Below are 18,869 nucleotides of genomic sequence, written 5' to 3' on the forward strand. Positions count from 1 at the left end.
CGAAAAATCGCTCGGTGGAGGCCTGATGCGATGATTTCGGAGTCGTTGATTCACTGCCGCCGGAGGACAGTCATGTTTTTGACCCAGTTCATTCATCGGTCCCTGCGCGAATCGCCGGGACGCCCCATGACGGTGTTCGGCGATCGAACCTTCAGCACCACCGAATCTGCTGATCGCGTGGCGCGACTCGCGAACGGACTGGGCACCGGTACGGGCGATTGCGTCTCACTCCTGTCGCTCAATTCGGATCGATGTCACGAGACGATCTTGGCTGGTTGGTGGTCAGGCGCAACGGTCAGCCCGCTCAACTCACGGTGGACCGCGCCGGAAATCGCCTTTGCCCTCGAGGATTCCGGATCCACGATTCTGATCGTCGACGAGAATTCCGCCCCACTGGTTCCCGAACTCCGCGAACTCTGCCCCACCCTGGACCGCGTCGTGTACGCCGGCTCGGGGGCTGTCCCCACGGGCATGATCGACTACGACCGTCTCATCGCCGAATCGGAACCTGTCCCCGACCTACGGATCGGCGACGACGCCGTTGCGCTTCTGCTCTACACAGGTGGAACGACTGGCCGTCCCAAAGGGGTGATGGTCAGCCACAAAGGCCTGATGACGTCGACGTTCGGAACGCTGGCTGCCGGCAAACCCGCCATCGCCGACGGCGTGAATCTGCTTGCGAATCCACTGTTCCACATCGCCGGCATCGCGAGCTGGATGGCGCAGAACCTCATGGGCGGCACGCAGGTATTCCTGCCGGTGTTCTCGGCCAGGGCCATGCTCGAGGCGATCGACCGACATCGTCCCACCACGGTGGGCGTCGTACCGACGATGCTTCACATGTTGGTTGCCGCAGACGATCTCGATTCCTACGACCGTTCGAGTGTCCAAGTCGTCAGGTACGGCGCCTCCCCCATTTCGCCGGCTCTGCTCGAACGCGCCATGGAGGTGTTTCCGCATAGCGGTTTCACTCAGGGTTACGGGATGACCGAAACAGCGCACATCACCGTCCTGAGCGCTGCAGATCACCTGAAAGGCGGCGAATTGCTTCGCTCTGCCGGTCGCGCACTTCCGCACTGCGAAGTGCGGATCGTCGATCCCGCCGGAAACGAGGCACCAACCGGAACCGTCGGCGAAATAGTTACTCGCGGTGACCATCTGATGCTCGGATACCGGAATCTTCCTGCCGAGACGGCCGAGGCTCTCGCCGGCGGCTGGATGCACACCGGCGACGCGGGATACCTCGACGAACGCGGTTATCTGTTCATCGTCGACCGGATCAAGGACATGATCATCACCGGAGGTGAGAACGTCTATTCCACGGAGGTGGAGAACGCGCTGGCCAGGCATTCTGCTGTCGCTGCGTGTTCTGTTGTGGGAGTGCGCGATCCGAAGTGGGGCGAGCGAGTACATGCCGTGGTGGTTCTGCATCCCGGCGTTCACGTCGAGTTCGAGGAACTTCGCGATCACGTGAAATCGCTTGTCTCCGCGTACAAGGCACCCCGCTCGATGCAGTTCGTCGACGCTCTGCCCCTCTCTGCTGCCGGTAAGGTCCTCAAGCGCGATCTACGCATCGCTGCGGAGGCAGAAGGGGCAATCACCTCCCGATAAAAGATTCGACCATGCGTCGTTCTGATTCTTCATCAGCCAACGGCCAGGCAAGTAGCGTGAGAACTATCCTGACCACCCACTGTGAGGTTTCGTCGCCGGCGCCCAGCCCCGCAAGATGCTTCGCCGACTCACCCAGCAGCGGCGACGACATGAGGTACTCGTCCATTCCCTTGCCCCGGGCAGACGCGAATCCTGCACTGACTGCAGCGTTCGCCCGGATCGCACGCACCGAAGCAAGCACGGCTTCGACTACCCGCCGATCCCCTTCCAATGGTTCGACGGCAGCTGACACCTCGAGCGCTACCGCTTCAACCGCACGGGAGATCACTCCGTCTTGGATCGCCTTCTTCCCGCCGACGTAGCGGTACAGCGTTGCCCGCGAGCACCCCGCGCGCTCAGCCACCTCGTCGACGCTGATTCGTTGGAATCCGCGCTCGAGAATGAGTTCGGCGGCGGCCGCATAGATGCGTTCCACCGCCAACTCATGACGATTACCGCCGGCCAGCCAGTCTGCGCCTCTCGGTTCAATATGTCTCACCATGAGACAAAGATAGCCAAAGATTCTCATCTTCGGACCCATTCCACTGCTGTGACCAGCATCGAATGCGAGAACGACGAATCGGGTGAGAATTTATGAAACTCCCTGGTCAACTCCTATTTTTCGGTGTTGACAATGCCTGTGCGAGCGGAGAATTCTTAGGCCGATGACCGCCTCGACCGACATCAACCCATTTGCCATCACAAACATCGAAAATCCGTACCCGCTGTATGCGTCACTGCGACAAAAGTGCCCGGCGTACCGGGTTCCCGGTACCAACTTCTACCTCGTCTCGAGTTGGAAACTTGTCACCGAGGCACTCACCCGGACCGAAGACTTCTCGTCCCATCTCACCGGTGTTCTGGTCCACCCGGCAGAAGGTCCACCGGTCACGTTCGACATGGATGGCAATGGGCAAGCGATTCACGTCCTTGCCACCGCTGACGATCCCAGCCATCAAAGACATCGCAAACAGGTTCTACCCACACTGGTCGCCAAACGAATCCGTACCATGGAACCTGCCATCGCCGACTACGCAGAACGGTTGTGGAACAACCACTTCGATGGACGGCACATCGAGTGGGTTTCTGCGCTCGCCGATCGACTACCACTGCAGATGGTCGCCCATCTGATCGGACTACCCGAAGCGGATGTGCCGCAACTACTGACGTGGTCTTACGACAGCACTGAGTTGCTCAGCGGGTTAGTGAGCGCTGAACGCCTGCCCGAAGTCGTGAACGCAGCCACCCAACTCGCCGGGTACCTGTACAACAAACTGGAAGCCGCCCAGGCCGCACCAGGCGAGAACCTACTCGGCGATCTGGTGCGCGCCAACACCAACGGCGATATCGATACAACCGTCGCAGTATTGATTCTCGTCCAACTTGTCGGCGCTGGAGGCGAGTCCACCGCAGGTTTGATCGCTAATTCCGCTCGGATACTGGCCGACAATCCTCTACTACAGCAAGAACTTCGAGAGAATCACGAATTGATTCCACCGTTCCTCGAAGAATCCCTACGACTCGAGTCCCCGTTCCGCGGACACCATCGCCATGTCACCCGCGATACGACGCTAGGCGGCGTCCCACTTTCTGCGGGAAGCCATCTCATCCTCTTGTGGGGCTCGGCCAATCGCGATCCGGCCGCCTTCCCGGATCCGGACATCCTGAACATCGGACGGCCAAATCTTCGCTCGCATTTGGCTTTCGGCAAGGGAGCCCACTTCTGCGTCGGCGCCGCTCTTGCTCGACTGGAAGCAAAGATCGCACTCACAATGCTGCTCGAGAAGAGCCAACACGTGAGCCTGACAGACGGTGCGCCTCCCGAATGGGTGCCGAGCCTGTTCGTGAGGCGCCATCAGAGTCTGCTCCTGACCGTCACACCGTGAAGATCGTTTCTCCGCCCACAACAGTCCGCAGTACCCGAAGTGCCGCCAGATCGACAGTGTCATCTACAAGCGGATCTCCGTCAAGGACAACAAAATCCGCCAGCAGACCTACTGCGATTCTGCCCTTGTCCACCTCTTCGCCGGTGATGCGTGCGGCGGCATGTGTGTAGCCGGACAACGCATCGTGCGTACTCACACGTTGCTGCGCACCGAGAACATGACCTTCGCGTGTCAGCCGATGGACAGCGGTATTCATGGTGAAGAGCGGATTCACCGGAGTGACCGGGCAATCACAATGCAAACCGTAGGGAAGTCCGGCAGCCACGACCGACGCTACCGGGCTGATTCGTTCACCTCGGCCGGGACCGAGAAAACGATCACGGTGACGATCACCCCAGTAGTAGACGTGATTGACGAAAATCGATGCAACAACACCTACTTCGACCATTCGCCGAATTTGATCCTCGCGAAGCGTCTGCACGTGCTCGAGCCGGTGCGCAATGTCGATGTCAGGGTACGCGGCCTTGGCGAGGGCAATGGCGTCGAGCGCATGGTCGATAGCCTGATCACCGTTGGTGTGAATCGCTACCTGCCGTCCCGCGCCGTGATGCTCGCTCACCAGAGCATCGAGCGCACCCGACGGGATTGCCATTCCACCACAATGACATCCACCCAAATCGTGATACGGCTCGCTCAGCGCCGCAGTGTGCAGCTGAATGGAACCGTCCGAAATCAGTTTCACGCCGCCAACCGCTACATGGCTGGTCGAATCAGCTAGTTCGCCCAACTGATCGTGCACACCATGACCCAGGTACAGCCGCGCACGTAGGCGCAGTTCGCCCTCGTCGTCAAGCTCGCGGTAGGCGTCGTACATCTCCGAGGTGACGTACATGTCGTGGAAGCTGGTCACGCCTACGGATGCCATCACATCTTGCGCTCGCAGTAGCGCCAGCTTGGAGTCGCCCGGGTCCATTGCAGGAGCCAGATTGTGCACCAACGACATTGCCGGAATCTCGCACAGCTCCCCGGTAGGTGTGCCGTCGGCATCGCGGACGATGACGCCACCCTCGGGGTCGACGGTAGCCTGCGTGATCCCAGCCATTTCCAGTGCAAGCGAGTTGACGTAGATCCCGTGAGCAGACAGGTGACGCACCAAAATCGGATGTTGCGTCGACGCGCGGTCGAGATCTGCTGTCGTCAATCCCCGGTCCTCGGCCACAAGACTGTCGTCGAATCCCCACGCCTGGATTGCCTCACCAGGCGGCGTCGTCTCCGCGCGCGCGGCCAATGCAGCAACAACCGCGTCGATTGTGGGGCACGCACCCGTCGTGGCCTCGACGTCCCCGAGCATCAATCCCCACATCATCGGATGCAGATGGGTTTCGATGAATCCGGGAACTACCACCGCTCCGTCCAGATCCACGATCTCCGCGTCAGGTCCGGCCAGCACCGTGATCTCGGCATCGGATCCGACGGCCACAAATCTGCCGTCCTTGCTTGCCATGGCCGTCGGCGTAACAGCGCTCGATCCGTCCATGGTCTTGATGTCGCCGTTGATGTAGATGCGGTCGGCCGTCACGGTCATGCTCGTGTCTCCATTCGTTCACCGACAACGGCTGTCGGTGTTTTCGCTGCAGGCTGCCGCGTCGCGACAACCACTCCGGCAAGAATCAGCGCCGCACCGACAATCTGCACGACGCTGGGGATCTGAGAAAGCAGAAAGGCACCGAACAATAACGCCGACGCCGATTGCAGCACCAAGCTGGCGGCAACGGAACCAGCTGGCAACCGCTGGCTCGCACTTGCCACCAATAGCCACCCCACCACTTGAGATACCAAGGCCAGCAGGATGAGCCACCCTTGAGCAGGTAAAGCTGGTGCAGGATCAAGAGTTCCGGTGACAATTCCGATCAAGCCGGATGTAAGTCCGGTAGCGATCGTGGAAACCAGCACCGGCAATGCAGTCCGGCCCGCAGCTCGCGTCGCCAATCCCATCAGGAAGATATACACGGCATACGCGCCGGCAGCGATCACCGCGAACGTCGCACCTACAGCAGGGTTGGCTCCGGTGAGCGTCGTACTCATTCCCGCAACCAACGCCACACCCACCAGGAGAAGTGGCAGGCTCGTCACCAGTTCCTTCGTAATGCGCTGGCGTAGCACTATGTAGCCCAGGACAGCCACAAAGAGCACCTGCAGATTCAAGAGCACCGTCGACAAACCGGCGCCAATCGAGTGAATCGCCTCATGCCACAGAACGAGGTCGACGCCCAGGAACACTCCAGCAAGAACAGCCTTGACTATCCACGGCCTCGTCGAGGTCTTTCCCGGTTGGCGGCGTCGTTGAACCCAGACGAGGATCCCGAGCGGAATCAAGGCGTAGACGCACCGGAAGAACGCGCCGGTCGCGGGCGACACCCCGGACAGGTCGTACAGGATCGACGTGAGGCCGAGAATGCATGCACCAGAGACAACCACTCGCAGATCTCGACGGCGTTGCTCGTCGCCGGTCCGCGCCGAGGCGAGTCCCGAAGATACATCATCACTCATGGTGATAATGTATCACTGACAGTGAGATCTGCCCCACAAGGGAAGATAGAGCCATGAGAACCCCGGTTACCCGCGAACGTGTCATCTCGGCCGCAGCCGAACTTGTGGACAGCAAAGGCCCGGACGCACTGGTTCTCAGCCAACTCGCCGACACCCTCGACGTGCGGCAATCAGCTCTCTACAAGCACGTTGACGGCGTCGACGACGTCCAACACCAGCTCAGCCTCCTCGCCCGGAAACTGCTCGCCCAGCACCTCCGCGACGCCGCAGTCGGCCTCTCCCGCGACGACGCCGTCGTGGCACTCGCCGACGCGTGGCGAGAATTTGTTCGCATCCACCCCGGGCTGTACGCGATCACCGACCGCTACCCGACAGCCCCACACGCAGACCTCGTCGCAGCGGTCGGAGAAGTTGTCGACGTCATCAACCGAGTCATTGCCGGATACGGCCTCGGTGAAGACGACTCGGAGCAGGCAGCGTGGTCGTTGCGAAGCGCACTGCACGGCTTCTGCGTGTTGGAGTCCCAAGAAGGCCACCCAGCCGGCACAGATCCCGACCGCGTTTATCGGCGCCTGGTCGAACTTCTCTGCGCCGGAATCAGTCGAATGTAGGTATGCACGAAGGGTCGTCGGATCTAGACACGGAAGCCCAACCCGAACGTGACCTGCCCGTCCTCGTCCACCTCGTAGATTTCCACGCCTTCATCCACGTGTGGGGCGTCCGAACCGAACGCGACAGCCACTTTCGAGCTTGCGTTTCTGGTCATATCCAGAACCAGTTCCACGGCCTCAGCCGGCGAGAAATGTTCGTGCACTTCACTGATCACGTGAGCCGGGATGTAGCCGGGTTGCCACACCATCGCGTCAGCCAGCGCCAAAGCCGCCTTGTGGCGATCCGACAACCCGCTGCCCTGGTAGTTGTCGACCTCGTCGAAGAGGGCTTCGTCGGCACCGGCCTCGAGCGCAGAACTCATTCGCAGGGACTTGCACAATCTGCAATTGTGTTGGCGAGCTTGGCGCAGCCGCACAAGTTCGGTGGTGACCGGATCGAGAACCCGCAACCGCGCCACGCTGCGCGAGAATTCTGCACTGTCCACCGACAGTTCTGTTTCGCGCCAGTCCTGCGGTGGCGGCCATTGCATTGTCGACGGCCTGAACAGCAGATCCAATGCATGCAGTAGCCGCGGAAACCAGTCCGCCACATACACCGCAAACACGAATTCCTTGGCCTGCGATCCCAGTTCGTTCAACAACGCGCCGCGCAGACTGCTGTCGACATTCGACACGTCGATGCTGAACTGCTCGGCAAAATCGTGCGCTACCGATTCCTGGGCGAAGTCAGTCGACGGCGGCAACGGCAAGGCAGACAGCGACAAAGCCTCGGCGCAGGTCGAGCGCACCTGCGCGTCGAGCACACCGCTACTGCTAAAGATCATGCGGTACAGCACTTCTGATACTTCCGGCGCGTATCGGGACAGCGCTTCTCCAGCGTCGATGCCAGTTGACTTGCTATACACGTCCATAAATCGACCCCATCCAGACCGCGCACAGTGCCTGCGTTGCCGCAGCCACATCAGCAGCCTTTTGATCACCGATCCAGTAGCGATCGCCCATGCGGGCAATGCTTTCCAACAGAACAAGCGCAAGCATCCGACTGTCGGCACCGACAGGCGCGCGGCCGGATTCCCGCTCCGAATCGATCACTGCCGCAACAGGTTCGACAAACCCTTCCAACCCACGGTTCCACAGGTCGTCCACCCCGGGGTCCGATGATCTGGCGTCGCGCATTGCCCGGAACAAATGTGGGTGGCGCATCCAGGTATCACGAACCGCACCGATCATCTGCCCGACTTGCCGCGCGGGATCATCAGTCCCGCCCGAATAGATTGCCGACGCTGCTGCAACCTCTTCGTCCACCGCTTTGCTGAGTTCGCTGACTGCCGCAGCTTTGTTGTCGAAATAGAAGTAGAAGGCCGAACGGGTTACCCCGGCAGCCTTGGAAATATCGCGGACATTCAGTTCATGGAGAGTTGTTGTCTCCAAAAGGTTTTCCAAGGCACGCAGAATCGACTCCCGCCGAAGTTCACCTTTATCCGACCTTCCGGCATCAACACCGTCTCGCACAGCCGATTCCACAATCCACCTTCACGTCGATCAGTTTGTGAGCCGAACCACATCGTATGGAAGTTTTTGACACGTGTCAATAGTGCCGAGCCCAGCGCATTCAAGCACCGGACAGGCTCAGTCCCACTCACCGGGACCGGCGTTATCGCACCCACGTCAAATCCTGTTGCCTCTCCATCATTCGCAATCACAGACCTGCAATCCTGCAGTGCACCTGGTGATTTCATCCCCCACTGCCTTTCAAGTGGCGCACAAATCTCACCCAGACAAAGGATTCACCATGACGAGTACCGTCCCGTCCGTCACCGAACACCCGAGCGCGCCCTTCCCCTGGCCTCGCCCTCCGATCGACCCGCCGGCCGAGTACCAGTGGTTGCGTGAGAACGCCCCCGTCACGCGAGTCGATATCTTCGGCGGCGAATATGCCTGGCTCGTAACCCGTTACGACGACGTACGCTCGATCCTGTCCGATCCGCGAGTCAGCGCCGACAGCCGCAATCCCGGATATCCCCGATTCGGCGCACCACCCGAACCCGAAGACCAGCGACTTTTCTTGCGGATGGACGGCGCCGAGCACGAGATCTTCCGCAACCTGCTGGCCAAAAACTTCACGCTCACCGCGATGAAGAAGATCCGGCCGGCGCTGCAGGAACTCGTCGACACCACCATCGACGCGATGCTGGCCACTCCCGAAGGCCAGACCGACTTCGTGAAGGCCGTTGCGCTCCCCATCCCCAGCACGGTTCTGAGCTGGATTCTGGGCGTGCACGCCGAGGACCGCGCATTCTTCAACAAGGCCGCCGACGAGGCTCTGATGGCCAATGACCTCACGAACCCCGACGCGATGGGCCGAGCCATTGCAGCCATGAACGATCTACGCGGGTATATCCGCAAGATCGCGAACGAACGAGCAGCACTTGATGATCCGGGTGACGACATCATCGGTCAGTTGGTGGCCGCCGAACGGGCAGGCACCATCACGATGATGGACGTCGAGAACTCCGGATTCCTCCTCATCATCGCCGGGCATGACACCACCACCAACATGACCGCCCTTGGCATGTACACCTTGCTGCAGCACCCTGAGCAGTGGGCGCAGATGCAGGAGAACCCGGCGTTGGTTCGCAATGCCGTCGAAGAACTGCTGCGCTACCTGACCGTCGTCCATCTTGTCATCCTCCGATCCTCGACCGAGGACATCGAAATCGGTGGCGTCACCATTCCCGCGGGCGAAGCCATCATCCCGCTCAACCTGTCGGCCAACCGCGACGACGCCCACTTCCCCGGTGCAGACGCACTCGACATCCATCGAAAAGCACGTGACCACTTCGCTTTCGGCTACGGCGTTCATCAATGCATCGGTCAGGCCCTGGCTCGTCTCGAACTACAGATCATCTTCGAAACCCTGGCCCGCCGGGTGCCGACGCTGAAACTGGCCGCTCCGCCCGAAGAACTGCAGTTCAAAGTGTGGTCCGGGATCAACGGAGTCTTCTCACTTCCCGTCACCTGGTAGCCACCCCCTTACGTCAGGAGCATCAATCATGATCAGTTTCACCGGCAAAACCGTTGTCCTCACCGGATGTTCGTCCGGAATCGGAGCCGAGGCCGCCACCAAACTTGCCGCTCTCGGCGCCCGCGTGATCGGTGTCGACCGAGTTGCCTCGACCGACAACTCGATCACCCAGATGATTGTCGGCGACCTCTCCACCCAGTCGGGCGTCGCTGACATCGCCGCGCAGATCGACGGCCCCGTCGATGTGCTGATCAACAACGCCGGCGTCGCGGCAACACTGCCGTGGCGAACCGTCATGTCGATCAACGCGCTCGCTCCACGCGATCTCACTCGCCTTCTCCTGCCGAAATTTGCCGTCGACCCGGCGGTAGTCACGACCGCGTCACAGGCAGGTTTTCTGTGGCAGCAGAACTTTGCCCGGCTCAATGCCTTTCTCGCCATCGATAATTGGGACGACGCCCTCGAATCTCTCGCAGACTTCCCCGGTATCGAGGATGTCTGCTACAACCTCTCCAAGGAAGCCGCCATCATCAATGCGGGCAACCTGGCCGTCGACGGCAAGCACATCGGACTACGTTCCAACTCTGTATCCCCCGGCACAGTCGGCACGCCGCTCCTGAAGGACTTCACGGCCACCATGGGTGACGCCGCTATCTCCGGTGCCGTCACCTGGGCGGGCCGTCATGCCCAGCCAGGCGAGATCGCCGACGCCATCATCTTCCTCGCCTCCTCAGACGCGGCCTGGATCAGCGGAGCAGACATCCCGATCGACGGCGGATTCAGCGCCATGATCTTCCGTTCGTACATCGCGCCGGCCATGGCCGCGATGGCGACCAGCGCCTAGTCAGGAGAACCACTATGAGCACCGACAACGAACTGATCTCGATCAATCCGGCGACTCTCGAAGAAGTGGGGCGCACCGCCGTCACCACGGCGCCCGAGCTCGACGCGAAAGCTGTTGCCGCCCAGTCCGCCTTCCAGTCCTGGCGAACGTCGCGGAGCACCCGGCAGGGTCTACTCGCTGCTTGTTCCTACGAATTGATGCGGCAGTCCCCGGCGATCTCCGCCCTACTCACCGCGGAGCAGGGTAAGTCGCTCACCGATTCGAGCGGCGAAGTCTGGATCTCGGCCCGCTGCCTCGCACACTTCGCCCGCCTCGACTGGGCGGACGAATCGCAAGCTCCGGCATCGCCGATACGCGACGCTCGAATTCAGCACCGCCCGTTGGGCGTCGTTGCGGCTATCGTGCCGTGGAACTTCCCGATCTTCCTCATGATGGCCAAGATTGCGCCCGCACTGGCCGCAGGAAACACAGTTCTGGTCAAACCTGCCGAGTCGGTGTCGCTGGTAGTCGGTGAGGTTGTCCGCATCCTGCAAAGCATTCTTCCCGAGGGCGTACTCGACATCGTCTACGGCGGACCGGATACCGGCAAGGCGTTGATCGAACACGCTGCCGTACGCAAGGTCTCGTTCACCGGTTCAACGGGGGTTGGCAAGGCGATCATGAAGCAGGCCGCCGAAACGATCACGCCGGTCACCCTCGAGCTTGGTGGCAACGATCCCGCGATCCTCCTCGACAGCGCAGATATCAATTACGCCGCAGGATTTTTGGCGCACTCCGCCTTCTTCAACAGCGGGCAGATGTGCATCGCCCCCAAGCGCGCGTACGTGCCCGCCGACACGGTCGACGCCTTCTGCGCCACGTTCGAAGCGGTCATGTCGACAATGGTGGTGGGCGACGGGGCCGCAGCCGGCACCACGGTCGGTCCCCTGCACAATTCTGCGCAACTCGAGTACGTGCAGGGCCTGCTCGACAAGGCCAGAGCTGACGGCGCAAACATCACCGGCGGAAATCGAATCACCACTCTGCCCGGGTATTTCATGGAACCCGCTTTGGTGCGCGGTGTGGACGACTCCAGCGACATCGTCAAGTTCGAGCAGTTCGGTTTGGCATTCCCCGTCGTGGCCTACACCAACGTCGACGACGTTGTCTCCCTCCTGAACAGTCAGGAGTTCGGACTCGGTGCATCTGTCTGGGGAGAACAAGCCGCCGCAGTCGAGGTGGCCGAACAGATCGATGCCGGTCAGGTGTGGGTCAATACCCACAATGCCCTCGAAGTCGAACTTCCCTTCGGCGGAGTGAAGAGCAGTGGCTTCGGCCGGGAGGGTGGCGAAGCCGGGGTCCACGATTTCCTGGAAACCCGCGTGGTGAGTGTAAAGCTGTAACGCACTGTGCGCCTTTGTCAACCGCCCGCGGTTAACAAAGGCGCACAGCAGGGCTCAGTCGATCTGCAGCGCGACGCCCTTGGTTTCCTTCACGAAGAACACCGTGACAAATGTGATCAGGGCGCAGAACACGAAGTAGCCGGCCGGCGCCAGATTGTTGTCGGTCACGCTGATCAGGTACGTCGCGATGAACGGTGCGGTACCACCGAGAAGCATGTTGGTGACGTTGTTACCCAAGGCGAGGCCGCTGTATCGCACTGACGCCTTGAGCATCTCGACGTACGTCACGTACGACGCACCGTTGACTACGGAGACGCAGATGAACAGAACCGACTGACCGGCCACTGCAGCCCACGTGCCCGAACTCGCCATCAGCATGAACATCGGGACGCCCAGGACCACCGACGCGGCACTACCGGCAAACAGCACCGGACGACGTCCGTACTTGTCGGCCATGTAACCCGCGATGGGGAGTGTGATCACGCCGAGCACCAGGGCGAGCGACGTGGACAGGAATGCAACCTGCTTGGAGTGTCCGCCGGCAGTCTGGAGGTACGTCGCGGCGTACACCGAAGCGATGTAGTAGCCGCCGGTGATGAGCGCTCCGAGAAGGATGATCTTGACGACGCTGCCACCTGAACTGCGCAGCAGTTCCTTGATCGGGAGGGACTCGGTCTCACCCTTTTCCTGGAGCTCCTCGAACTGCGGGGTGTCTTCCATCTGGCTACGGATCCAGATACCGATACCACCGATCAGCAGGCTGAGCAGGAACGGCAGACGCCATGCCCATTCGAGGACCTGTTCTTCGGAGAACACCGACGTGAGGCCGAGTGCGATCAGCGAAGCCGCGAGAGAGCCCAGGTAGGTTCCGGTGTTGACCATCGACGTCTGGGTCGCACGCCACCGCGCCGGAGCGGACTCGGAGACAAATGCGTTGGCACCGCCGAGCTCACCGCCGGCTGCGAAGCCTTGAAGGCAACGAGCCAACACCAGGATCGATGTCGCCCACATGCCCAACGTGGCATAGGTCGGTAGCAGACCCATACCGGCGGTGGCGATAACCATCAGCAAGATGGTCCACGACAGCGCGTTCTTACGGCCGTACCGGTCGCCGATATGACCGAAGAAGATTCCGCCGGGAACACGGAGGAAGAAGGCCACGGCAAACGCCGCGAAAGTACCGAGCAGCGCCGCATTCGGATCGGAGGACACGAAGAACAGCGCGGCGATGGTGGTTGCCATGTATCCGTAGATACCGAAGTCGTAGTACTCGACGACGGTACCGACGATGGCCGCGCGAATCACCTTGACGGTGGACTGGCGTTCGGCTGGAGTGCCACTGTCTTCGACGCCGCCCTCGGCGCGCGCCATGGTCTCATTCTCTGACATGTTGGTCCCTACTGACTGAAGTCGTGCAGCGCAAACGATAGACGTCAGGCGTGCGCAATGGAATTGACCGGTACGCCCGCGGCGTCGGTCTTCGTGAAACTCGCCGCATTGCGTCCCGCAATACGACCCATGGTCAGAGCGTTTGCAACCGCGTTGCCACCGCCCACGTAGCGCAGTCCCAGAATGCCGGCACCGGCCTCGCCGGCGGCGTAAAGTCCCTCGATCGGAACACCGGTTTTTCCGAGAACTGCTGCACTGCTGTTGATTTCCAGACCGGCGTGTGTGCACACCAGTTCGGCGGGAAGGATCTTTGCCGCGTAGAACGGTGCGGTGCCGATCCGGTCCGGATTGCCGACCGCACCTTTGTTTCGCAACGTGCGGTGACGCAGGAAGTCGTCGTCGTATCCGTTGGGCAATTGCTCGTTCCAACGATCTACCGTTGCCGTCAATGTCTGCGCCGGAACGCCGATCAGTTCGGCGAGTTCCTCGACCGTGTCGGCTCGAAGTGTGCGACCGGCAGCAGCTTCTTCGGCGACACGCTCGGGGTTCCAGTCTGCATAACCGGGAGTCTGATTCACTCGGGCGTCCTCGTCGAAGATCATCCAGCCGTAGCCGCCCTGCTGGTCGATGATGCCCGTCGAGACCGCGTACGACGCGTCCTCGTCCATAAAACGCCGACCGTTCTGATTGACGTTGACGCGGGACTTCGGCGGAAACCCTGACTGCCAGTGATGGAACCGCTGGAAGTAGACGGTCGGCATGATGAGGCCCCAGCCGTCACCGGCAATCGACGCGCCGAGATCCTCGGCGAACCGCAGGTGGTCGCCGCGACTACCGTCGGCGGCAACGACGAACAACGATTCTTCAGCTTTGTTGGCGTCGGGGAAATAGCGATCGACCAGAGCCGGATCCTGAGCGAAACCACCGGAAGCAACGACGACGGCACCCGCAGGAACCTCGATGTCGTCGGCAACTACGCCGACAACCCGACCGTCTTCCTCGATCAGCTTCTGCACCCGCGTGCCGAAGATAACTTCGATGCCGTGCTTGCGCCGAGCCTTGTCCAGTACCTGAATCAGACCGTATCCCTGGTCTTTCGGAACGTGGCCACGCCAGACATCTTCGACTCCGGCCTGTGCCAGCCCCGGCTGATGGGCGTTACCCGAGATCGCGGCCGGGATCTCGACGCCGAGGCCGATCAGCCACTCGAGCGTCGGTGCGGCGTTCTCGCAGAACGCACGAATCAATCCGGGTGCAAGCACCCACTGGTTGAGATCCATGTAGTGCTGGAAGAACTTCTCCGCGGTGTCGTCGATACCCAGGCCGGACTGCACGCTGGTGCCGGCAGCCGTGAAGATGCCGGCGGAAAGTGCTGTGGAGCCGCCAAGTTCGGTCTCGGATTCGAACAGCAGCACGGAAGCGCCCTCTTCGGCTGCCGATACCGCAGCTGCGAGTCCCGCTCCGCCGCCGCCGATGACAACAACATCCCAGTGATCACTCACGAAAGTTCTCCAGTCTCCGCAATGATGCGGTGGTACAAGCCGTTCGAGACCAGTCCGCCGTCCACAGTGATTTCGGTTCCACTCGTGTAGGTCGACTTGTCGGACAGCAGGAACAGAACTGCCTCGGTGATCTCGTCCAGAGTTGCCATGCGCCCGAAGGGAACCGACTTCAGTGACGCGGCAACAAAATCGCTTGCTCCACCGAGCAAGTCCGTACCGACCAGACCCGGGTGCACCGAGTTGACACGAATTCCCCACTGCGCAAAGTTGCCTGCCGCTGATTTCGACAGCCCGGTCAGGCCCCATTTGCTCGAGGAGTAGGCCGGTGAGAAGTATCCGACCTGACCGGCGATGGACGAGATGTTGACGATGGATCCGCCTCCGCTCTCCTGCATCAACGGAGCCACCGCCTTCATGCCGTAAAACGGCCCGAAGAGGTTGATCTTCATGGTCAGTTCCCAGATGTCATCAGGGGTGTCCATGAATTCGAGCCGCCGAGAGATACCGGCATTATTGATCAGCCCGCCCAGTTCACCGTGCGCAGAGCGGATTTCGTCGACAACTCGCGCCCACGCGGAGGGGTCGGTGACATCGAGCGAATGCGCGGACGCCGAACCTCCGCCTGAGATGATCTCCTCGACCAGAGCGGAGGAATCCGCCACATCCGCGATGCACACGTGGGAACCACGAGCCGCCAGCGTGCGCGAGTGGTGTGCTCCCATTCCCCCGGCACCACCCGTAACCAGAACGACACCAGGATAATTCGTGCGATCAGACATGTCGCGAACCGCCGTCGACGGCAATGCTGTGACCGGTGACGTAACGCGCGCTGTCCGAGAGCAGGAACAGCACCGGGCCGAAGACCTCTTCCGGGGAACCCAACCGGTGCAGCGGAACAGCGTCGAGAGCCTTGGCCAGTGCGGCCGGATCTTCCTGGACCCATTTGGTCATGGCGGTGTCGATGTACCCGGGCGCTATGGAGTTGACACGAAGTCCCTTGTCGCCGAATTCGACTGCGAGAGATTCGGTGAGGTGCGCGACGGCTGCCTTCGACGTGCAATACGCACCACGGCCCTTACGGACGCGCAGAGCGGACACCGAGGACATGTTCACGATGGCACCACCGGGCTTCATGTGGCGAGCGGCGGCCTGAGCGCCGTACAGGACGCCTTCGACGTTGACGCTCAACGTCGCACCGATCTGCTCGGGTGTGATCTCCTCGGCCAGCGCAAACGGGAAGATACCGGCGTTGTTGATCCAGAAGTCGACCTGTCCGAACTCCGCGAGTGCCAGCTTGGCCAGCGTCTCGTGATCGTCGGGCTTGGTGACGTCGACGCGGGCACCGATCACACGGCCGGGCTTGTCCGCCAAGGAGTTTGCGCTCAGTGCAGCATTGATTGTCTGGGCAGTTTCCAGCATCTGCTCTTCGTTGATGTCTGCACCGACTACGTTGACTCCGCGTGACGCCAGACCTTCCGCGAACGTCGCACCCATTCCCTGGGCAGCGCCGGTCACTACGGCAACCTTGCCTGCCAACTCCGGGTACACCGCCGACATTTGCGTGGCAACGGTGCGGCCCGGGTTCGTCTGATCGGCGTTAACGGTCATGATATTTGGTCTCCTACTGAATTCTGTTGTGCACAAACGTGAAAGACGGTTAGGGATTGCGTGGCGCGTCGTCGCGGGACACGATGCGGCGGGCGATCTTCCACTCGTCACCGACTCGAATCACTCGATCCGTGATCGTTGTCATCCGAACCAATCGCGTGTCCCCACCGCGCTTGGTCGCGACGATCTGCAGATAGCCGCGCACCGTCAACTCGGCTTCGACTGCCGTTTCCACCAACAAGTTGGTGATCACGTGCCGATGAACCTCGTCCGCCGCTTCGGCTCCGGAGTAGAACCGGCCGGCAAAAGCTTCGAGATCCGAAGAACCGACTACCGGTTCCGGATAGCTGGGCGAATGGAACTCACCGTCAGTCGTAAATGTTGCCGCCCAATCACGTTGACGCCCGGAGTCGATGAGATGACTCTGCAATGCATACAACTGGTGGATTGCGGCAACGTCGCCGGCCGCCACTCCGCGGTAGTCAGTCATGAGGATGTTCTCTCCGGAAAACACTGCGCTGGACTCCCCTGAAGGGTTGCCCACCTGTCGAATGTGTGCGATAATCGCACAGGCCGTGCGATATGAACAAAGCGTAGGTGGCCCACCTCACAAACGTCAAGGAGCGAACTCGATGCGCGAACTCAGTGATGACCATCGACCCCGAATAAGTCCAGTTCAAGTGGACTCCGGCATGTCGAAAACTCTCCATCACGGACTCGAGATTCTGGAGCTCCTCACCTCCTATCCGCACGGGTTGTCGGTCACAGACATCGCCGACGGCATCGGAGTTCACCGGACGGTCGCGCACCGACTCATCCGGACTCTCGAGGCACATCACTTGTGCCGCAAGGACACTTTCAAACGCGTCACACTCGGCGCAGGACTGGTCACCCTCGCCGAACCGGTGGAGCAGGATTTGCGAACCCTCGCCCGCCCGATCCTCGAAGAACTTGCCGACGCCACCGAAGCCACGGCCCACCTCGTGGTCCGCGAGAGCGAGACCGAAGTTCGCGCACTGATGGTCGTCGAGCCACGCAGCGCCCGAATGCACGTCGCCTTCCGTCCCGGCCAGGTCGATCCGATCGACCGCGGCTCCGCCGGCCTGTCCATGCTGGCCTCACTCCCACCCGTCGACGGTGAACGAGACGAAGTGCGCATTGCCCGTGCGCGCGGTTACGCGTCGACGATCGGCGAGATCACCCCTTCCGTCCACGGCATTTCGGCGGCAGTTCCCGGACGCCGCGGCGACGCCATCACCAGTATCGGAATCTCCGCTTTCCACGCCGAGGACCAAGACGCACTCGGCGCGGAGGTTATCGCCGCCGCACAAAAACTGGGAAGCTTGTTGCGCTGATCGCCGCAATGTCGAGCCTCGGGAATATCGCAGGCTCGACATTGTTGAGTCAGCATGAGATAGTTGAACAATCAACTACCTAAGTGCAAGGAGTTACGACATGCCTGCTGTGACAGTCGAGAACATTTTGGCCCTGCCCCGGCTCGACGAGCCTGCAGCGTCCGCAGTCAGCCGTCCCGTCAAGAGCATCACCACCGCTCCCGTCGGCTACGAAGGCGAAGGCTTCCCCGTACACCGCGCATTCGCGGGCATCGATCTCTCAGCACTCGACCCGTTCATCCACATGGACCAGATGGGTGAGGTCAACTACGCCCCCGGAGAACCCAAGGGCACGCCCTGGCACCCGCACCGCGGCTTCGAAACCGTCACCTACATGATCGACGGCATCATGGAGCACCAGGACTCCAACGGCGGCGGCGGCATTATCGGCGGCGGTGACACCCAGTGGATGACCGCAGGTGGCGGCATCCTCCACATCGAGACGCCCCCGGAGCACCTCGTTGTCAGCGGCGGCCTCTTCCACGGCGTCCAACTGTGGGTGAACCTCCCCCGAGACAACAAGATGGCAGCGCCGCGGTACCAGGACATCACCGGAAACAAGGTCGCTCTGCTCTCGTCGCACGACGGCGGCGCATTGGTACGCGTCATCGCAGGCGAGATCGCCGGCCACGCCGGACCGGGATCGACGTACACGCCCATCGCGTTGTCCCACACGACCATCGCACCTGGCGCCAGCGTCACGTTGCCGTGGAACCCCGAGTTCAACGCCATCGCCTATGTTCTTGCCGGTGAGGGAACCGTCGGCGCAGAGCGTCGGCCGATCCGCGCAGGCCAGACCGCCGTGTACGGACGCGGCGACTCCATCACCATCGCCGCATCCGATCGCCAGGATTCACGGACCGAATCGCTCGAGGTCTTCATCCTCGGCGGCAAGCCGATCCGCGAGCCCATCGCCATGGCCGGACCGTTTGTCATGAACACGAAGTCCGAGGTCATGCAGGCATTCGAGGACTTCCAGGCCGGACGCCTCGGTTCCATCCCGGCAGCCCACGAAACTCTGAGCTGAC

General features: G+C 61.3%; 18 protein-coding genes. 8 read left to right on the forward strand and 10 right to left on the reverse strand.

Going from position 1 to position 18,869, the window contains the following annotated elements; genetic code table 11:
• The first annotated feature begins 72 nt into the window (after positions 1-72).
• Entirely contained in the window at positions 73-1,611 is a 1,539-nt protein-coding gene (locus RG2_RS27020; RefSeq protein WP_033236681.1) for an AMP-binding protein, read from the forward strand.
• Here RG2_RS27020 and RG2_RS27025 read toward each other — a convergent pair.
• Positions 1,598-2,152, reverse strand: coding sequence for a TetR/AcrR family transcriptional regulator (locus RG2_RS27025; protein ID WP_033236680.1), 555 nt, complete (start codon positions 2,150-2,152; stop codon positions 1,598-1,600). The genes RG2_RS27020 and RG2_RS27025 overlap by 14 nt on opposite strands.
• Positions 2,153-2,315: 163 nt before the next feature.
• Between RG2_RS27025 and RG2_RS27030 the strand changes: the two genes are divergently transcribed.
• Entirely contained in the window at positions 2,316-3,536 is a 1,221-nt protein-coding gene (locus RG2_RS27030; protein WP_033236679.1) for a cytochrome P450, read from the forward strand.
• Here RG2_RS27030 and RG2_RS27035 read toward each other — a convergent pair.
• Together RG2_RS27035 and RG2_RS27040 are read right to left on the reverse strand one after the other, a co-directional pair.
• Positions 3,526-5,121: an amidohydrolase gene (locus RG2_RS27035; RefSeq protein ID WP_033236678.1), complete on the reverse strand. Its 1,596-nt coding sequence runs from the start codon at positions 5,119-5,121 to the stop codon at positions 3,526-3,528. The two genes, RG2_RS27030 and RG2_RS27035, sit on opposite strands and share 11 nt — an antisense overlap.
• A complete protein-coding gene (locus RG2_RS27040) occupies positions 5,118-6,086 on the reverse strand; it encodes a DMT family transporter (RefSeq protein ID WP_033236677.1) in 969 nt (322 codons plus the stop codon). The genes RG2_RS27035 and RG2_RS27040 overlap by 4 nt, the downstream gene beginning before the upstream one ends.
• A gap of 53 nt (positions 6,087-6,139) precedes the next feature.
• Between RG2_RS27040 and RG2_RS27045 the strand changes: the two genes are divergently transcribed.
• Positions 6,140-6,697: a TetR/AcrR family transcriptional regulator gene (locus RG2_RS27045; protein ID WP_033236676.1), complete on the forward strand. Its 558-nt coding sequence runs from the start codon at positions 6,140-6,142 to the stop codon at positions 6,695-6,697.
• A gap of 23 nt (positions 6,698-6,720) precedes the next feature.
• Here the strand turns inward: RG2_RS27045 and RG2_RS27050 are convergent, their stop codons facing one another.
• Both RG2_RS27050 and RG2_RS27055 read right to left on the reverse strand, forming a co-directional pair.
• The gene (locus tag RG2_RS27050; protein ID WP_230590379.1) at positions 6,721-7,521 is read right to left on the reverse strand and encodes a carboxymuconolactone decarboxylase family protein; all 801 of its coding nucleotides are present in this window, start codon (positions 7,519-7,521) and stop codon (positions 6,721-6,723) included.
• Positions 7,522-7,594: 73 nt separating this feature from the next.
• Complete coding sequence (locus tag RG2_RS27055; protein WP_230590377.1) at positions 7,595-8,221, reverse strand: TetR/AcrR family transcriptional regulator; 627 nt, start codon at positions 8,219-8,221, stop codon at positions 7,595-7,597.
• Positions 8,222-8,489: 268 nt separating this feature from the next.
• Here RG2_RS27055 and RG2_RS27060 point away from each other — a divergent pair, with 268 nt between their 5' ends.
• From RG2_RS27060 to RG2_RS27070, 3 genes are read left to right on the forward strand one after another with little or no spacing between them, the layout of a single operon-like run.
• Positions 8,490-9,722: a cytochrome P450 gene (locus RG2_RS27060; RefSeq protein ID WP_033236674.1), complete on the forward strand. Its 1,233-nt coding sequence runs from the start codon at positions 8,490-8,492 to the stop codon at positions 9,720-9,722.
• A gap of 28 nt (positions 9,723-9,750) precedes the next feature.
• Complete coding sequence (locus RG2_RS27065; RefSeq protein WP_051730726.1) at positions 9,751-10,566, forward strand: SDR family oxidoreductase; 816 nt, start codon at positions 9,751-9,753, stop codon at positions 10,564-10,566.
• A 14-nt stretch (positions 10,567-10,580) separates the two neighbouring features.
• Positions 10,581-11,948 carry an aldehyde dehydrogenase family protein gene (locus RG2_RS27070; protein ID WP_033236673.1) on the forward strand — a complete coding sequence of 456 codons (1,368 nt, stop codon included), beginning with the start codon at positions 10,581-10,583 and terminating at the stop codon, positions 11,946-11,948.
• A 54-nt stretch (positions 11,949-12,002) separates the two neighbouring features.
• Here RG2_RS27070 and RG2_RS27075 read toward each other — a convergent pair whose 3' ends face one another.
• The 5 genes from RG2_RS27075 to RG2_RS27095 are packed head-to-tail and all read right to left on the reverse strand — an operon-like array spanning position 12,003 to position 16,937.
• Entirely contained in the window at positions 12,003-13,337 is a 1,335-nt protein-coding gene (locus tag RG2_RS27075) for an MFS transporter (protein ID WP_033236672.1), read from the reverse strand.
• A gap of 44 nt (positions 13,338-13,381) precedes the next feature.
• Positions 13,382-14,839, reverse strand: a complete 1,458-nt coding sequence (locus RG2_RS27080) for an FAD-dependent oxidoreductase (protein ID WP_033236671.1) — start codon at positions 14,837-14,839, stop codon at positions 13,382-13,384.
• Positions 14,836-15,618, reverse strand: a complete 783-nt coding sequence (locus RG2_RS27085; RefSeq protein ID WP_033236670.1) for an SDR family NAD(P)-dependent oxidoreductase — start codon at positions 15,616-15,618, stop codon at positions 14,836-14,838. Before RG2_RS27085 ends, RG2_RS27080 begins: the two co-directional genes overlap by 4 nt.
• Entirely contained in the window at positions 15,611-16,447 is an 837-nt protein-coding gene (locus tag RG2_RS27090) for an SDR family NAD(P)-dependent oxidoreductase (protein WP_033236669.1), read from the reverse strand. The genes RG2_RS27085 and RG2_RS27090 overlap by 8 nt, the downstream gene beginning before the upstream one ends.
• 49 nt (positions 16,448-16,496) lie before the next feature.
• Positions 16,497-16,937 (reverse strand): nuclear transport factor 2 family protein, encoded by a 441-nt coding sequence (locus RG2_RS27095; RefSeq protein ID WP_045064870.1) that lies wholly within the window; start codon positions 16,935-16,937, stop codon positions 16,497-16,499.
• Positions 16,938-17,079: 142 nt separating this feature from the next.
• Between RG2_RS27095 and RG2_RS27100 the strand changes: the two genes are divergently transcribed.
• A complete protein-coding gene (locus tag RG2_RS27100; protein ID WP_033236668.1) occupies positions 17,080-17,802 on the forward strand; it encodes an IclR family transcriptional regulator in 723 nt (240 codons plus the stop codon).
• Positions 17,803-17,902: 100 nt separating this feature from the next.
• Positions 17,903-18,868, forward strand: a complete 966-nt coding sequence (locus tag RG2_RS27105) for a pirin family protein (RefSeq protein ID WP_033236667.1) — start codon at positions 17,903-17,905, stop codon at positions 18,866-18,868.
• Position 18,869: the final 1 nt, after the last annotated feature.

The organism is Rhodococcus globerulus NBRC 14531, assembly GCF_001894805.1.
GTDB classification, from domain to species: domain Bacteria; phylum Actinomycetota; class Actinomycetes; order Mycobacteriales; family Mycobacteriaceae; genus Rhodococcus_F; species Rhodococcus_F globerula.

What these genes read in the sequence shown, in the direction of transcription:
- RG2_RS27020 (WP_033236681.1), top strand. Translation starts at nt 73, where the DNA reads ATGTTTTTGACCCAGTTCATTCATCGGTCCCTGCGCGAATCGCCGGGA.
- RG2_RS27025 (WP_033236680.1), bottom strand. Translation starts at nt 2,152, where the DNA reads ATGGTGAGACATATTGAACCGAGAGGCGCAGACTGGCTGGCCGGCGGT.
- RG2_RS27030 (WP_033236679.1), top strand. Translation starts at nt 2,316, where the DNA reads ATGACCGCCTCGACCGACATCAACCCATTTGCCATCACAAACATCGAA.
- RG2_RS27035 (WP_033236678.1), bottom strand. Translation starts at nt 5,121, where the DNA reads ATGACCGTGACGGCCGACCGCATCTACATCAACGGCGACATCAAGACC.
- RG2_RS27040 (WP_033236677.1), bottom strand. Translation starts at nt 6,086, where the DNA reads ATGAGTGATGATGTATCTTCGGGACTCGCCTCGGCGCGGACCGGCGAC.
- RG2_RS27045 (WP_033236676.1), top strand. Translation starts at nt 6,140, where the DNA reads ATGAGAACCCCGGTTACCCGCGAACGTGTCATCTCGGCCGCAGCCGAA.
- RG2_RS27050 (WP_230590379.1), bottom strand. Translation starts at nt 7,521, where the DNA reads ATGATCTTTAGCAGTAGCGGTGTGCTCGACGCGCAGGTGCGCTCGACC.
- RG2_RS27060 (WP_033236674.1), top strand. Translation starts at nt 8,490, where the DNA reads ATGACGAGTACCGTCCCGTCCGTCACCGAACACCCGAGCGCGCCCTTC.
- RG2_RS27065 (WP_051730726.1), top strand. Translation starts at nt 9,751, where the DNA reads ATGATCAGTTTCACCGGCAAAACCGTTGTCCTCACCGGATGTTCGTCC.
- RG2_RS27070 (WP_033236673.1), top strand. Translation starts at nt 10,581, where the DNA reads ATGAGCACCGACAACGAACTGATCTCGATCAATCCGGCGACTCTCGAA.
- RG2_RS27075 (WP_033236672.1), bottom strand. Translation starts at nt 13,337, where the DNA reads ATGTCAGAGAATGAGACCATGGCGCGCGCCGAGGGCGGCGTCGAAGAC.
- RG2_RS27085 (WP_033236670.1), bottom strand. Translation starts at nt 15,618, where the DNA reads ATGTCTGATCGCACGAATTATCCTGGTGTCGTTCTGGTTACGGGTGGT.
- RG2_RS27090 (WP_033236669.1), bottom strand. Translation starts at nt 16,447, where the DNA reads ATGACCGTTAACGCCGATCAGACGAACCCGGGCCGCACCGTTGCCACG.
- RG2_RS27095 (WP_045064870.1), bottom strand. Translation starts at nt 16,937, where the DNA reads ATGACTGACTACCGCGGAGTGGCGGCCGGCGACGTTGCCGCAATCCAC.
- RG2_RS27100 (WP_033236668.1), top strand. Translation starts at nt 17,080, where the DNA reads ATGCGCGAACTCAGTGATGACCATCGACCCCGAATAAGTCCAGTTCAA.
- RG2_RS27105 (WP_033236667.1), top strand. Translation starts at nt 17,903, where the DNA reads ATGCCTGCTGTGACAGTCGAGAACATTTTGGCCCTGCCCCGGCTCGAC.